The 15,407-nt window shown below is 71.0% G+C and carries 14 protein-coding genes and 1 riboswitch; of the genes, 10 read left to right on the top strand and 4 right to left on the bottom strand.

Features of this window, described 5'->3' with window-relative positions:
* Positions 1-31: 31 nt before the first annotated feature.
* On the top strand, positions 32-1,750 hold the full coding sequence (locus tag ACSTA4_RS06045; RefSeq protein ID WP_444962701.1) for an AMP-binding protein: 1,719 nt from the start codon (positions 32-34) through the stop codon (positions 1,748-1,750).
* 233 nt (positions 1,751-1,983) lie between these two features.
* Complete coding sequence (locus ACSTA4_RS06040) at positions 1,984-3,039, top strand: 3-deoxy-7-phosphoheptulonate synthase (RefSeq protein WP_212641229.1); 1,056 nt, start codon at positions 1,984-1,986, stop codon at positions 3,037-3,039.
* A gap of 76 nt (positions 3,040-3,115) precedes the next feature.
* On the opposite strand, the gene ACSTA4_RS06035 is transcribed toward ACSTA4_RS06040, so the two are convergent.
* Positions 3,116-4,045: a penicillin-binding transpeptidase domain-containing protein gene (locus tag ACSTA4_RS06035; RefSeq protein WP_444962700.1), complete on the bottom strand. Its 930-nt coding sequence runs from the start codon at positions 4,043-4,045 to the stop codon at positions 3,116-3,118.
* A 225-nt stretch (positions 4,046-4,270) separates the two neighbouring features.
* Positions 4,271-4,372, top strand: a riboswitch (glycine riboswitch).
* Positions 4,373-4,516: 144 nt separating this feature from the next.
* On the opposite strand from ACSTA4_RS06035, the gene gcvT reads away from it, so the two are divergent.
* The 8 genes from gcvT to ACSTA4_RS05995 all read left to right on the top strand — a co-directional run bounded on the left by gcvT (position 4,517) and on the right by ACSTA4_RS05995 (position 12,348).
* Positions 4,517-5,629, top strand: coding sequence for a glycine cleavage system aminomethyltransferase GcvT (gene gcvT, locus ACSTA4_RS06030; RefSeq protein WP_444962699.1), 1,113 nt, complete (start codon positions 4,517-4,519; stop codon positions 5,627-5,629).
* A gap of 158 nt (positions 5,630-5,787) precedes the next feature.
* Positions 5,788-6,168, top strand: coding sequence for a glycine cleavage system protein GcvH (gene gcvH, locus ACSTA4_RS06025; RefSeq protein WP_444962698.1), 381 nt, complete (start codon positions 5,788-5,790; stop codon positions 6,166-6,168).
* 7 nt (positions 6,169-6,175) lie between these two features.
* A complete protein-coding gene (gene glyA, locus ACSTA4_RS06020) occupies positions 6,176-7,444 on the top strand; it encodes a serine hydroxymethyltransferase (protein ID WP_150250624.1) in 1,269 nt (422 codons plus the stop codon).
* 77 nt (positions 7,445-7,521) lie between these two features.
* Positions 7,522-8,934, top strand: a complete 1,413-nt coding sequence (locus ACSTA4_RS06015) for an L-serine ammonia-lyase (protein ID WP_444962697.1) — start codon at positions 7,522-7,524, stop codon at positions 8,932-8,934.
* Positions 8,935-9,302: 368 nt separating this feature from the next.
* Positions 9,303-9,857: a hypothetical protein gene (locus ACSTA4_RS06010; protein WP_444962696.1), complete on the top strand. Its 555-nt coding sequence runs from the start codon at positions 9,303-9,305 to the stop codon at positions 9,855-9,857.
* 10 nt (positions 9,858-9,867) lie between these two features.
* The gene (locus ACSTA4_RS06005; protein WP_444962695.1) at positions 9,868-11,532 is read left to right on the top strand and encodes an N-6 DNA methylase; all 1,665 of its coding nucleotides are present in this window, start codon (positions 9,868-9,870) and stop codon (positions 11,530-11,532) included.
* A complete protein-coding gene (locus tag ACSTA4_RS06000) occupies positions 11,520-12,158 on the top strand; it encodes a restriction endonuclease subunit S (RefSeq protein ID WP_444962694.1) in 639 nt (212 codons plus the stop codon). Before ACSTA4_RS06005 ends, ACSTA4_RS06000 begins: the two co-directional genes overlap by 13 nt.
* 67 nt (positions 12,159-12,225) lie before the next feature.
* Positions 12,226-12,348, top strand: coding sequence for a hypothetical protein (locus ACSTA4_RS05995; RefSeq protein ID WP_444964315.1), 123 nt, complete (start codon positions 12,226-12,228; stop codon positions 12,346-12,348).
* Between the two features lie 120 nt (positions 12,349-12,468).
* Here ACSTA4_RS05995 and ACSTA4_RS05990 read toward each other — a convergent pair whose 3' ends face one another.
* The 3 genes from ACSTA4_RS05990 to ACSTA4_RS05980 form a co-directional block, all read right to left on the bottom strand.
* Complete coding sequence (locus ACSTA4_RS05990) at positions 12,469-12,753, bottom strand: hypothetical protein (RefSeq protein WP_444962693.1); 285 nt, start codon at positions 12,751-12,753, stop codon at positions 12,469-12,471.
* 130 nt (positions 12,754-12,883) lie between these two features.
* Positions 12,884-14,314, bottom strand: a complete 1,431-nt coding sequence (locus tag ACSTA4_RS05985; protein ID WP_444962692.1) for a sodium:solute symporter family protein — start codon at positions 14,312-14,314, stop codon at positions 12,884-12,886.
* A 187-nt stretch (positions 14,315-14,501) separates the two neighbouring features.
* Positions 14,502-15,335 (bottom strand): MurR/RpiR family transcriptional regulator, encoded by an 834-nt coding sequence (locus tag ACSTA4_RS05980; RefSeq protein ID WP_248773784.1) that lies wholly within the window; start codon positions 15,333-15,335, stop codon positions 14,502-14,504.
* Positions 15,336-15,407 lie beyond the last annotated feature (72 nt).

The raw sequence follows: 15,407 nt of genomic DNA, 5'->3' as shown, positions 1-15,407 counted from the left end.
GGCGCCCTGTCCACGAACCGGAGGTCGCCACATGTCGAGAGAGACGGCAGCCGAGGGCGCGGCCGAGTTCCGCGCCGCCAGGGACCTGCTCCTGGACCTACGCGAGGACCAGGAGAGGGCGCACCGGGAGTTCGCCTGGCCCCGGTCGGACCGGTTCAACTGGGCGCTGGACTACTTCGACGAGGTCGCCGTGCGCCGTCCGGACCGGACGGCGCTGTGGATCGTGGAGGAGGACGGCGGTCAGGCCAGGTACACCTACCGGCGGATGTCGGAGCGCTCCGGTCAGGTGGCCAACTGGCTGAACAACCAGGGCGTGCACCCGGGCGACCGGATCCTGCTGATGCTGGGCAACCAGGTGGAGCTGTGGGAGACCCTGCTCGCCGCGACCAAGCTCGGCGCCGTGGTCTGCCCGACCCCCACCTCCCTGTCCGAGGGCGATCTACTGGACCGGTTGGAGCGCGGCGAGATCGCGCACGTGGTGTGCTCGGCCGCCGAGGCCGAGAAGTTCGCCCCGCTGCGGGGGCACTGGACGCGGATCTGCACGGGCTACATGGAGGGGTGGCTGAACTACGCCGACTCCGAGCACGCCGGTCTGGACTTCCACCCGCCGCACCCCACCCACCCCGACGACCCCCTGCTGCTCTACTTCACCTCCGGCACCGCCGCCCTGCCCAAGCTGGTCGTGCACACCCAGCGCTCGTACCCGGTGGGGCACCTGTCGACCATGTACTGGCTGGGCGTGCGGCCGGGCGACGTCCACCTCAACGTGTCCGAGCCGGGGTGGGCCAAGCACGCCTACGGGAGCGTGTTCGCCCCGTGGAACGCCGAGGCGACGGTGCTGGTCGTCAACCAGGAGCGCTTCGACGCGGCGGGGCTGCTGGACGCGGTCGTGCGCTGCGGGGTGGACACGCTGTGCGCGCCGCCGACGGTGTGGCGGACGCTGGCGCAGGCCGGTCCCGCCGCGTGGGACGTGGGGCTGCGCGAGGCGGTGGCCGCCGGGGAGCCGCTCAACCCCGAGGTGGTGGACCGCGTGCGCGAGGCGTGGGGCGTGACCGTGCGCGACGGGTTCGGACAGACCGAGACGACCATGCTGCTGGGCAACGGCCCCGGTCAGCGGGTGGTACGCGGGTCGATGGGGCGCGAGCTGCCGGGCTACGACGTGGTGCTGACGGACCCGGCCACCGACGAGCCCGCCGACACCGGGCAGATCTGCGTGGACCTGTCCCGGGAGCCGGCGGGGGTGATGAAAGGCTACGCCGACAACCCCGGCCTCAGCCGCGAGGTGGTCCGCGGGGACCGCTACCGCACCGGTGACATCGCCAGCCGGGATTCGAACGGTTACATTACCTATATCGGTCGATCCGACGATGTGTTCAAGGCCTCAGATTACCGCATCTCACCATTCGAACTCGAAAGCGTTCTGGTCGAGCACGAATACGTGGTCGAGGCGGCCGTCGTTCCCTCCCCCGACCCGCTGCGGCTGGCGGTGGCCAAGGCGTACGTGGCCCTGGCCGAGGGGGTGGCCCCCGACGCCGAGACCGCGCGGTCGATCCTGGCCCACGCGCGCGAGCGCCTGTCGCCGCACCAGAGGGTGCGCCGCCTGGAGTTCGGTGAGCTGCCCAAGACCGTCTCCGGTAAGATCCGTCGCGTGCAGCTGCGTCGGGCCGAGGCCGAGCGCGGCACGGTCACCGACGGAGCGCGCAACCCGCGCGAGTACTGGGAGGAGGACCTCCCGGGGACGGAGGGGTGACCGGCCGGGCTCCGGAGCCGCCCCCGACGGAAATGGCAGCGGGCACCGGAAGAATTTCGTCTCACGAAATGAGACGCTTTTCGGCGCCCGGAACCGGTGTGGTGTTTTCTGTCACGTGAACCGTGCAGGCCGACGCGGCAGCGGAGTGCCGAACCGTCCGCGCTACTGTTTTCATAAGACGGTTTTCGTGGCGACAGCGGAAAACACGACAGACGGGACCCGAGGGGAACACCATGCCGAGCACCAACGACACCCGGGTGGCCAGTTACAAGCCGCTCATCGCGCCCCGGGACCTGCTGGCCGAGCTCCCGCTGGGCGCCGAGCGCAGCGCCCTGGTCGAGGAGTCCCGCGCCGAGGTCAAGCGGGTGCTGGACGGTGACGACGACCGCCTGCTGGTCGTCGTGGGCCCCTGCTCGGTGCACGACCCCGAGTCCGCCATGGACTACGCCCGCCGCCTGAAGGAGCTGGTGCCCTCCCTACGCGAGGAGCTGTGCGTCGTGATGCGCGTGTACTTCGAGAAGCCGCGCACCACCGTCGGCTGGAAGGGCCTGATCAACGACCCCGGCCTGGACGACACCTACGACGTGCACCGCGGCCTGCGCACCGCGCGCAAGCTGCTGCTGGACATCAACGCGCTCGGCCTGCCCGCCGGGACCGAGTTCCTCGACCCCATCACCCCGCAGTACATCGCCGACGTCGTCTCCTGGGGCGCGATCGGGGCGCGCACTACCGAGAGCCAGGTGCACCGCCAGCTGAGCAGCGGCCTGAGCACGCCCGTGGGCTTCAAGAACGGCACCGACGGCGACGTTCAGGTGGCCGTGGACGCGGTCGGCGCCGCCGCCGCCTCGCACACCTTCTTCGGCATCGACCCCGCCGGCGCCGGTTCGGTGGTCGTCACCGAGGGCAACCCGGACTGCCACGTCATCCTGCGCGGCGGCCGCAGCGGCCCCAACTTCGACGCCGGGTCGGTCGACGCCGCTCTGGACGTCATCGAGGGCGCCGGGCTGCCCCGCCGCCTGATGATCGACGCCAGCCACGCCAACAGCGGCAAGGACCACACCCGCCAGCCCGGTGTGGCCGCCGCGATCGCCGCCCAGGTCGCCGAGGGCCAGAAGGGCGTCATCGGCGTGATGCTGGAGAGCTTCATCGTCGAGGGGGCCCAGAAGCTGGGCGACCCCGCCGCCCTGACCTACGGCCAGTCGATCACCGACAAGTGCATGGGCTGGGAGACCACCGGCGAGGTGCTGACCCAGCTGGCCGAGGCCGTGCGCCAGCGCCGCAAGGCCTAACCACTCCCGGACGACGCGCTCGGCCCGCTCCCGCGACGGGGGCGGGCCGACGCGCGTCGCGGGGCCCGCGCGGTGTTCAGACGGTGCGCTCCTCCTCGGGCAGGACCTCCAGCTCCACGAGCATCTCCCTCCCCAGGGACTCGCTCAGCTCGGCGTCCTGGTCCCCCTCCGGCTCGACGCGCAGCGCGAACGTGTACAGGTCCTCGCCGCTCTCGACCCAGCCGACCCACCAGCCCGGCGCGGAACCGGCCTCTGCCTCCCACCCGGCCTTCGCGTGGAGGGCGTAGCCCTCGCCCTCCTCCAGAACGGCGAGTTCGCGCACCGCCTCCTGGTGGGCGTCGTCCACGGGCAGTTCGTCGCGGGCCAGCCTCGCCAGGAAGTCGGTCTGCTCCATCGCGGAGATCTGCAGCGGCCCCTCCAGCCAGAACCGGTCCAGCGCCCGTGCGTCGCCCACCGAACGGTTGCCGTAGTCCAGCCGGTCCACCCAGGCCGCCATCGGCCCGTGCCCGATCCGGCGGGCCACCTCCCGGTAGACGGGGACGTTCGAGGCGGGCAGGGCCTCGCGCAGGGCCGTGTCCCGCTCCCGCCGGTCGACGGGCTGGGGTCCGCCCCCGTGGGGGACCACCTCGTCCACGTCCCCGACCGCGCCCGTCTGGAGCCCCACCAGGGTGCTGACGAGGTCGAAGGTGGACGCGGGGACCGCGCGCTCGCGCGCCAGCTCCGGCTCCACCACGGTCGCCTCCCGCTCCATCACGTCGTGGAGCACGAAGGTGCCCTCCACCCCCGCGTCGGCGAACACCGCCTCCAGGTCCTCGCGCTCGACGGCGGCCAGGTCACCCCGCGTCAGGGGCGGGGGCCCGGTCTCCGCCCCCTCCCGGGCCCGCCCGTCCGGCCCCCGCGCTCCGTCCACGGCCCCGGCGCACCCCGTGCCCGCGGCCAGGGACAGGACGCATCCGGCCGCGAGCGAGCGCGCGGCGCGCGCCGCCCTCCCGGTGTCGGTTCGCATCCGTCTCCCTCCCCGGTCGGTACTCCCCGAACACGCTAATCCCCGCCCTCCCGCCCCAGGGTGGAGGCGGCCGGAGTGTCGGACACCGGAGGAGCCCGGCGGCCGGGGCGGACACGGCGCGCACGGCTCGGACGGCGCCGCTCACGGGTGCCTCGCCGGCGCTCCCGCCCGGCGCCGGGCACCCTTGGGCGCCGTTCACGGCCGCTGCTAGGCTGAACGTGTTGCTGACCCCGTACGGGAGAGTGCCCGCGTATCCAGCGCGGGCCGCCGAAGGAGCAATCCCTCCCCGAAGACAACCTCTCAGGCACAGCGGACCGTACGGGCGAGACCACTCTGGAAAGCAGGGACAGCCGTCCCTCGCCGAAGGTGCAAGCCGCGCCGAGCGCGCGGCGAAGCTCTCAGGCACAGATGACAGAGGGGGAGGATGGCAACGCCACGCAAGTCACGACGCCCATCCTCTCGGGAGTGCCCATGTCAGATGCCGCATCCGCGCCGCGCGCGACAGCGCTGCGCGAGGTCCACGAGAAGGCCGGCGCCACCCTCGTCGACTTCGCCGGGTGGCTCATGCCGCTGCGCTACGGCAGCGAGACCGCCGAGCACCGGGCGGTGCGCGAGGCCGCGGGCCTGTTCGACCTCTCCCACATGGGCGAGATCCGGCTGACCGGCCCGCAGGCCGCCCAGGCCCTCGACCACGCGCTGGTCGGCCACCTGTCCCAGGTCAAGGTGGGGCGCGCCCGCTACTCCATGATCACCGCCGAGGACGGCGGTGTCCTGGACGACCTCATCGTCTACCGGCTGCGCGAGGACGAGTACCTCGTCGTGGCCAACGCCGCCAACACCGCGGTGGTCGCCCCGGCCCTGGCCGAGCGGGCCGCGGGCTTCGACGTCGAGGTCCGCGACGAGTCGGCCGAGTACGCGCTGATCGCCGTCCAGGGGCCCCGCGCCGTCGACGTCCTGGCGCCGCTGACCGACGCCGACCTGGACGGCATCCGCTACTACGCCGGGTACGAGCACACCGTCGCCGGTGAGCCCGTCCTGCTCGCCCGCACCGGCTACACCGGCGAGGACGGCTTCGAGATCTTCGTCAGCCCCGCGGACCGGGCCCCCGAGGTGTGGGAGGCCCTCATGGCCGAGGGCGAGCGGCACGGCCTCGTCCCCGCCGGGCTCTCCGCGCGCGACACCCTGCGCATGGAGGCCGGGATGCCGCTGTACGGGCAGGAGCTGACCGCCGACCTCACCCCCTTCGACGCCGGTCTGGGCCGGGTCGTGAAGTTCGACAAGGGCGACTTCGTGGGCCGCTCGGCCCTGGAGGAGGCCTCCCGCTCCTCCCGTCCCCGCCGTCTCATCGGCCTCGTCGCGCGCGGGCGCCGCCCGCTGCGCCAGGGCCAGGAGGTCCTGCGCGACGGCACCTCCGTCGGAACCATCACCAGCGGCGCGCCCTCACCCACCCTGGGCCGCCCCATCGCCATGGCCTACGTGGACGGCGACCTCGACACCTCGACCGGCGCGTTCACCGTGGACGTGCGCGGGCGGGGCGAGGACGTCGACGTGGTCGAGCTGCCGTTCTACAAGCGGCAGTCGTAGCAGCAGGGGCCTTCACACCCCGAAGGCCCGCACGCCCCAGCGCGGCGGGATCCCTCCACAGGGGACCCGCACGCACGGGGCGCGACCGGGCGTAGGCCGGGCCGGGCAGCCGTACGGGCGCGCGGCAGGAAAATGGAACACCTCCAAGGAGAGTTGAAGTGAGCGTTCCCACGGAGCTGGGTTACACCGCCAAACACGAGTGGGTCGTGGTCGAGGACGGGATCGCCACCGTCGGGATCACCTCGTTCGCCGCCGAGTCCCTGGGCGACATCGTCTACGTCGAGGTGCCCGAGGTCGGCAGCGAGGTGACCGCGGACGAGCCGTGCGGCGAGGTGGAGTCCACCAAGTCCGTCAGCGACGTCTACTCGCCGGTGAGCGGTGAGGTCACCGAGGTCAACGCGGCCCTGGAGGACGAGCCCGAGACCATCAACTCCTCGCCCTTCGAGGACGGTTGGCTGTTCAGGGCCCGGATCTCCGAGGAGCCCTCCGACCTTCTCTCCGCCGAGGAGTACACCAAGCTGACCGAAGGCGAGGAGTAGGCCCCCGATGGCTACTGACAACACGCTCAACCAGACGCTGGGCGAACTGGACCCCGAGGTGGCGGCCGCGGTCGACGCGGAGCTGGCGCGCCAGCGCGACACCCTGGAGATGATCGCCTCGGAGAACTTCGCCCCCCAGGCGGTGATCGAGGCTCAGGGCACCGTCCTGACCAACAAGTACGCGGAAGGGTACCCGGGCCGCCGCTACTACGGCGGGTGCGAGCACGTCGACGTCGTCGAGCAGCTCGCCATCGACCGCGCCAAGGCGCTGTTCGGCGCCGAGCACGCGAACGTGCAGCCGCACTCGGGCGCGCAGGCCAACACGGCCGTGTACTTCGCGCTGCTCAAGCCGGGTGACACCATCCTGGGTCTGGACCTGGCCCACGGCGGCCACCTGACCCACGGCATGAAGATCAACTACTCCGGCAAGATCCTCAACGCGGTGGCCTACCACGTGCGCGACGAGGACGGCACCGTCGACTACGACGAGGTCGAGGCGCTCGCCGAGGAGCACCGGCCCAAGATGATCGTCGCCGGTTGGTCGGCCTACCCGCGCCAGCTGGACTTCGCCCGCTTCCGCAAGATCGCGGACTCGGTCGGCGCGCTCCTGATGGTGGACATGGCGCACTTCGCCGGTCTGGTCGCGGCGGGGCTGCACCCCAACCCGGTGCCGCACGCCGACGTGGTCACCACGACCACGCACAAGACCCTGGGCGGCCCGCGCGGCGGCATGATCCTGGCCAAGGCCGAGCTGGGCAAGAAGATCAACTCCGCGGTGTTCCCCGGCATGCAGGGCGGGCCGCTGGAGCACGTGATCGCGGCCAAGGCGGTGGCCCTCAAGGTCGCCGCGGGCGAGGAGTTCGCCGACCGCCAGCGCCGCACGGTCTCGGGCGCCAGGCTGCTCGCCGAGCGGCTGACGCGGCCGGACGCGGCCGAGGTCGGCGTGAAGGTGCTCTCGGGGGGCACGGACGTGCACCTGGTCCTGGTGGACCTGGTGAACTCCGAGCTCAACGGCCAGGAGGCCGAGGACCGCCTGCACTCGATCGGGATCACGGTCAACCGCAACGCGGTGCCCAACGACCCGCGTCCGCCGATGGTCACCTCCGGCCTGCGGATCGGCACCCCGGCGCTGGCCACCCGCGGTCTGGGCGACGAGGACTTCGCCGAGGTCGCGGACGTCATCGCCGAGGCGCTCAAGCCGGAGTTCGACGAGGCCGCGCTGCGCGGCCGGGTCCAGGCGCTGACCGCCAGGTACCCGCTCTACCCGAACCTGTAGAGCCCCGCCGTGCGGGGCCGGGCGGCCCCGCACGGCGTTCACATGCCCGGGCCCTGTACTCGACGAGGAGGACAGCCATGGCCATCAGCGTGTTCGACCTGTTCAAGATCGGAATCGGACCGTCCAGTTCACACACGGTCGGGCCGATGAAGGCCGCGCGCACGTTCGTGGCCGGACTGCGCGAGGAGGGCCTGCTCGACGGCGCGGCCCGCGTGCGCGCGGAGCTGTACGGCTCCCTGGCGCTCACCGGCAAGGGGCACGGCAGCGACCGGGCGGTGGTCCTGGGACTGATGGGGCACACCCCCGAGCACGTGGACGTGGACGCGGTGCCCGAGCTGGTGGAGCGGGTGCGCCGGGAGAGGACCCTGCGCCTGGGCGGGCCCGAGGGGCCGCCGGTGGCCTTCGACCCGGCCGTGGACGTGGACTTCCGCCGCAGGGAGAGCCTGCCCGACCACCCCAACGGGATGCGGTTCGTGGCACTGGACTCCTCCGGCGCCGAACTGGCGGCGAAGGTGTACTACTCGGTGGGCGGCGGGTTCGTCGTGGACGAGCGCGCGGCGGGCGCGGACCGGATCAAGGCCGACGACACCCGGGTGCCCCACCCCTTCTCCAGCGCCGAGGAGCTGCTGGGCATCTGCGCCGACACCGGGATGTCGATCAGCGCGGTGATGCTCGCCAACGAGCAGGCCTTCGGGCGCTCCCCCGAGCGGATCCGCGCCGAGCTGCTCGTGCTGTGGGAGGCGATGCGCCAGTGCGTGCGCCGCGGGGTGACCACCGAGGGCAGCCTGCCCGGCGGGCTGAAGGTGCCCCGGCGGGCGCACCGCCTGTACCGGCAGCTGGGCGGCAACTGCGACGAGTCGGGCCTGCTGGCGCCGACGGGGGTGGACTCCGACCCCATGCGCGGCAGCGACTGGATCACGCTCTACGCGCTGGCCGTGAACGAGGAGAACGCCGCGGGCGGCCGCGTGGTGACCGCGCCGACCAACGGGGCCGCGGGCATCGTGCCCGCCGTGCTGCACTACTACCTGCACTTCAGCCCGGGCGCGGGCGACGAGGGCGTGGTGCGGTTCCTGCTGACCGCGGGGGCCGTGGGCATCCTGTTCAAGCAGAACGCGTCGATCTCGGGCGCCGAGGTGGGCTGCCAGGGTGAGGTGGGCTCGGCCTCCTCGATGGCCGCCGCCGGGCTGGCCGAGGTGCTGGGCGGCACCCCCGCGCAGGTGGAGAACGCCGCCGAGATCGCCATGGAGCACAACCTGGGGCTGACCTGCGACCCCATCGGCGGCCTGGTGCAGGTGCCGTGCATCGAGCGCAACGCACTGGCCTCGGTCAAGGCGATCAGCGCCGCACGTATCGCGCTGCGCGGCGACGGCAGCCACTTCGTGTCGCTGGACAAGGTCATCCGGACCATGCGCGACACGGGCCGCGACATGATGGACAAGTACAAGGAGACCTCGCGCGGCGGCTTGGCCGTCAACGTCATCGAGTGCTGAGGGCCCGACCCAGAGACTGTTAACAAAGGCGCGCACTGGAGTGCGCTTGCACAGCGCGGCCGTCGTGTGTACCGTTGTTCCTGAAAGACGGTGTACCCGGCCGCGTGCGCGATGAGCCGGTCGTCGGGCCTGGACAGTGCCACCCCGGAAAAAGCCGTGCCCCGGGTGGCGTGCTGAGCAGAGGCGAACCCGGGGCTTACGCAGGCAACGATACCAAACGCCCTCGCCCCCTGTCCTCTCGCGCCCTCAGCCGAGATAGAACGAAGGTCACCGTGAGCGCCGGCATCCCGGAATGGATGGTCTACGCCTACTCTTCTCCCCGCCTCGCGCCCTACCTCCGGCACAGTGGGGGTGACGCGGTTCGGGCCGTGAACTTGTACCACTGGAACGTCATGGTCTCCGCGGCCTTCTACGGTCCGCTCCACACGTTCGAACTGGCTCTGCGCAACTCCCTCCACAACCACCTGAGCGCGCACTTCGGGCAGAAGGACTGGTGGAACGGGGCGCCGCTGGACAACGAGGGACAGCGCCTCGTCCGCCAAGCGCGAGCCCGCTGCCGCCGTTCCGCCACGCCGGACGACATCGTCACCGAACTGTCCCTGGGGTTTTGGTCTTCACTGGTCGCTCGCAGGTACGACCGTGACCTCTGGGTTCCCGCCCTCCACCGGGCGTTCCCCGGCTATCGGGGTCCGCGCCGCGCCCTCCAGGATCAGCTCTACTCCCTGCGGCTGCTGCGCAACCGCATCATGCACCACGAGCCGATCCACCACCGCCACCTGGAGGCGGACCACGCCAAGCTTTACCTCGTGCTCTCGTACGTCAGCCCCGAGGCCGCCTCCGGCATCAAGCCCTTCGACCGCGTTCCCGAGGTGCTCCTGGTCAAGGACCAGGTGTGCCGGGGCGAACTCCCGCCGAGCTTCTGAGGAGGCCACTGTGAGCGAGGACGGGCCGACCCTGGTGTCACGCGCACAACTCGCCCGATACGCCGAGGTCAGTCGGGCGGCGGTCACCAACTGGCGCAAGCGCGGACCCGACTTCCCCGAACCGGCGGATACCGAACGGGAGCTGTTCGACCTCGACCAGGTCATCGGTTGGCTGTCCTCACGCGCCGTACCCGCCAACGCCCGTCATCCGCACGAGCCCGCAGGGACCACCTACGCGGACCGCGTACGCGCCACAGTAGCGGCCGACGCCCCGGGAGCGACGTCAGCGCCCAAACATCGATTCCCGGTCGACACCGACGGGGTCGACAGCACCGTCTTCCGTTTGCTGGACGACCTTCGGGGGTTGTGCACACCAACCGAGTCCGCTCTCCTCATCGCGGTACTCGTCTTCCTCCGTTCCTCACATGCTGACCAGTGGGGCCTTCTACGGGAACAAACCGGTCACGGCACCGTTGACGGGTCCGTATTCGCGGCCGACTTCTGCGACTACCTCCCCCCTTTCGTCCCCGGTCCTCTCCAAGGACTAGGATCTGACGCCTTCACCACGGCGGTTCGCGGAGTCGACACGATCGACACCCAAAGCCAGGAGCAGGACATCCTGTCGGCTGCCTTCAACAGCGCTCTCTCCTTCCTTGAAAGAGGCTGGCTCTCCCGTCACTCGGATCTGCGCACCCCGGAGTCAGTGGTGCGCATGATGGTGGACCTCCTCACATCCAACAATCCTTTCGACAGTGTCTATGACCCCTTCTGTCGGACGGGCGAGTTCCTGGCTGAGGCCGTACGAGCACAAACGGAAACCGACCCGACGCGGATCCCCCGTGTCAGCGGCACCACTTTCAACGAGCTGGCCTTCGGTATCGCCGGTATGAACATGCTGCTGCACGGCATCGAGGCCGAGTTCGGCCACCGTCCCGGATTTCCCTGGGACCGCGACGCCGCACACGACACCGCAGACCTCGTCCTGGCCAATCCGCCGTTCAACCTGAGCAGCCCACCCGGAGACTCCACCCGCGAGAGCTTCCGCTACGGAGAACCACCGAAGGAGAACGCGAACTTCCGCTGGCTCCAGCACGTGATCGACCGCCTTTCTCCGAACGGTAGGGCGGGCGTGGTGATGGCCAACGGCGCATCAAGCTCGGCCAACGCCAGGGAGGCCGCGATCAGGGAGAACATGGTCGAGGACGGTGCCGTAGAGTGTCTCATCACCCTCCCCGGCCAGCTCTTCCAGCACACCGCCATCCCCGTGACCCTGTGGATATTGAAAGCTCCGACAGGTAGGTGCGAGGAGATTCTCTTCATCGACGCCAGCGGACTCGGCCGTATGACCTCGCGTACGATCCGAACCCTCCGAGAGGAGGACATCGCACTCGTCCAACACGCTTACAACGGATGGCGTAACGGGGAGCGAGATGCCTCCGAGAGCGAAGCGTCGAGTATTAGCTACGTCGCGACGATTCAGGAGGTACGCGATAAAAAGTACTCACTTCGCCCATCGATCTATGTGACCGGACGTGCACCGCAGACGAGCCAGGCAGAGCAAGCGGAGGTGCTGACGGCACTCATCCGACGCCTGGACTCTCTGGAGGCACAGATCCCCTACGTCGATGCCAGAAGCAGTCAGGTGCTCCAGGAGGCACGGAAATGGATTCGCTGATCGGCCCGCTACCCGACGCTTGGAGTGAGCATCGGCTGGACGAGGTCTGCGAGATCCAGGCAGGCCCCTCCGGCGCGAGCCTGCCCTCCCGGGAGCTCAGCAAGCAGGGAATCCCGCTGGTCAGACCCAGCGACATCGCCGACCGGCGAGTGTCGGACACCGGCCTGGCCCACGTCACCCGCACGACGGCTGGACGACTGCACCGCTACCGGCTCCGCTCGGGCGATATCGTCGGCACCCGAACCGGAACACTCGGCAAGTTCGCCCGGATCACCTCGGATCAACGGGACTGGCTGTACAGCACCCAACTGCTTCGTGTGCGCCCGTCCGAACGTATGGACCCCGTGTACCTGGTGCACTATCTGACCCTGCCCACGGTCCAGCGCTGGATCGACAGGCACGCCTCTGGAAGCACGGTCAGGTCGCTCACGATGGACACACTTCGATCGCTCCCTACGGCGCTACCTCCCCTGCACGTTCAGCAGGAGATCGGTGCGTCCCTCGAAGCCCTGGACGACAAGGCTCACCTGCACGCCGAAATCAGCCGAACCACGAGCGAACTGCACGACGCTCTGGCCCCCATGCTGTTCTCCGGACGAGTACAGGCTTCAACAACCAACACCTGAGACCCGGCCCCCGTAGGAGTAGACCACGGTTGAGGGTTTCTCGTCCTCTCCGAGGCAGTACGGCAGCATGTTGTTAACCGTTGCACCGGACAAGGACATCCGGACCATGCGCGACACGGGCCGCGACATGGTGGACAAGTACAAGGAGACCTCGCGCGGCGGCCTGACCGTCAACGTCATCGAGTGCTGAGGGCTCCGCAGGAGCGCACGGACGGACGCCGGGCCGTCCGGGGCCCACGTGGAGTCCGCAGGGGGTCCGTGCCCGTACGGAGAGGTTCCCCGGTGGTGACCAGCGCACCGGCCTACGGCGTCACTGCCGAAGGGAGCGAAGGTAGGCGTCGCGGTCGAGGCCGTCGGGCACGAGCACGCTGAGGCGGTAGGTGGTGGGATGCGCACCGCGCCCGCACAGGACGTCGACGCGCAGGTCCTCCTCACTGAGGCCGACCGGTTCCCCTCTCCTACGCCGGTGGTAGGCGTGCCAGTCCGCCTCGTCGGTGGTCTCGAAGAGCACCTCCCAGCGGCTCCGCGCCTCCCGTGCCGTCCTGGCCTCGGCACGGCGCGCCTCGCGTTCGCGTCTGCGTCTTCGCCCCGGCATACGCCCATCCTAGAACGGCTTTCCCGCGCTGCCGTGGGCGGGAAAGACGGGCCCCGGCGGGCCGCCTGGTCCGCCGGGGCGTGGGGAGAGCACGGGGACCGCTCCCGGTCGGGAGCGGTCCCCGCGTGTGTCAGGCGTCGGTCCCGGTGGGCGCGGGCGCCTCGGCCGCGGCCACCCGCGCGGGGTCGGGGGCCCTGGTGACCAGGCTGGCCACGACGAGCGCGACCAGGGCGGCGGGCAGGGCGACGATGACCGCGTTGAGGCCGCCCGGGGTCCCGGCGACCTGCCAGCCGATGGTGGTGGCCGCGCCGACCACCAGCGCCGCGACGGCGCCCGCGGTGGTCGCGCGCTTCCAGAACAGCACCGACAGGACCACCGGGGTGATCGCGGCTCCGTAGACCGTGTAGGAGTACATCTGCAGCTCCAGCACGGTCGGGAAGAACAGGCTCAGCGCCAGGCCCGCGAGCGCGATGCCCAGGACCGACAGGCGCTGGACCACGAGCTTGCGGCGCTCGTCCGCGCTGTCCCCGGCGAAGCGGGCGTACAGGTCGTAGGCGACGTTGGAGGCGCAGGAGAGCATGTACGAGGACCCGGTCGTGATGACGAAGGCGACCGCCCCGCCCAGGATCAGGCCGCCCAGCACCACCGGGAGGTAGCCCTCGGAGGCCAGGCTGAGCACCGCCATGTCCCCGTCGATGCCGGGCATGAGGATGGCGGCGCAGGTGGCGAGCAGCACCACGGGCACGAAGACGAAGAAGCTGCCGACGAGCATGCCGACGGTCGAGGAGCGGGCCTCGCGCTCGTCCTTGGCCGCGGCCAGGCGCTGGTACATGTTCTGGTCGGCGAGCAGCAGCAGGAAGAGCGGCAGGAAGTAGCCGAGGAGCTGCAGGGCGGTCAGCCCGCCGCTGAAGGTGGTCGCCTGCTCGGGCAGGCCGTCCCAGTAGGCGCCGGGGCCGCCGATCGCGGCGAACACCAGCGGCACCGACACGAACAGGCCGAGCACGATGAGGATGGCCGAGACGAAGTCGGTGTAGGCGACCGAGAACAGGCCGCCGGTGACGGTCAGCAGCGTCACGACGACCGCGATGAGCACGGTGCCCTGGGTGGCGGACAGCGGCGTGACCAGGCTGACGACGTACCCGCCGCCGACGAACTGCGAGGCGGTCAGTCCAAGGAAGGCGATGGTGGTGACCACGGCGGCGACGGTGCGCACCCCGATGCCGAAGCGCACCTCCAGCAGTTCGGGGATGGTGTGCCGGGACGCCCGGCGGATGCGGCGGGCCGCCAGGAGCAGGACAAGGATGCCCAGGGGCGTTCCCGCGAAGAAGACCATGCCCGCCATGGGGCCGTAGGTGTAGGCGAAGTTGGCGCCACCGATGATGGTGCCCGAGCCGACCCAGGTGACCAGCATGGTGGCGATCATGACCGGGCGGGGGAGGCTGCGTCCGGCGAACAGGAAGTCGTCACCGCCGCGCAGCCTGCCCGAGCGCACGAAGTAGAGGGCGATCCCGATCATGGCCAGGATGTACACGGCGAGGATCACGAGATGGGTCGTCTGCATGGGCCACCTTCGCGGCGAGGTTCGGTTCGGGGGACGTGCACGGGAGGGACCGCCCGCGGAGGCGGTCCGACCGGGCCATGTAAGCAGCCGCACCGCGTGAAGTGCAACACTTATTGCATCGAACGTGACCCTGATCACGTCACAGTGGTGTCACCGCGTCGTCCCAGGTCGTTCGCCCCGGCGTCGCTCAGAAGAGCTCCGTGCTCTCCCAAAGGCGCTCCGTGTCGCGCACGGCGGCCAGCACCGCGTCCCCTCCGAGACGGGCCAGCTCGGCCAGCACCGCGTGGACGACCGCCATCACCGGGGTGAGCGAGGGGAACATGCCCACGCCCTCGCTGGGCACCAGCAGCACGTGCGCCGCCCCCTCCGCCAGCGGGGAGTCCCTGCGGTCGGTGATCACCGCGACCGGCACCGACCGCTCACGGGCCACCCGCGCCGCCGAGCGCAGCGCGACCGGGAGCCGCCACAGGTCGCACGCCAGCAGCAGGTCGCCGGGACCCATCCGCGCCAGCGCGCTGACCAGGCCGGTGCCGCCCAGCTCCAGGCGCTCCACGTCGTAACCCATGATCCCCGCGGCGTGCGCGAGCTGCACGCCCGGCGCCGCGAAGGTGCCCGAACCCACCACCCGCGTCCGGCGCGCACCGTGCACCGCGCCCGCCAGGGCGCGCACCCGGGCGGGGTCCAGGGTCCGCTCCAGGTCGCGCAGCCCCTCGCGGTCGGCGCGGAAGGCCTCGCGCACGGGGTCGGCGTCGGCCCCGGCGTGCTCGGCCAGGACCTCTCCGGCGCTGAGCGAGGCCAGGTAACGCGAGCGCAGCTCGACGCGCAGGGCGGGCCAGCCGGTGAACCCGAGGGCCTGCGCGGCCCGTACGACCGTGGCGACGTTGACCCCCGCCCGCTCGGCGAGCTCGGCCGTGCTCGCGTAGGAGGCGAACCGCGGCTCGTCCCGCAGCACCCTGACCACGCGCTCGGCCGCACGGCCCAGGCGTCCGCCGCCGAGCGCGGCCTCGATCCAGTCCGCCATCACCCCTCCGTCCCGGCGCCCCGGACCGCGCCGCACCCCCAAGCGATACCACCCCCGGGGTGGCCCCCTCCC

The organism is Nocardiopsis sp. M1B1 (genome assembly GCF_052466615.1).
This window is presented reverse-complemented; position numbering and strand designations above follow the sequence as displayed.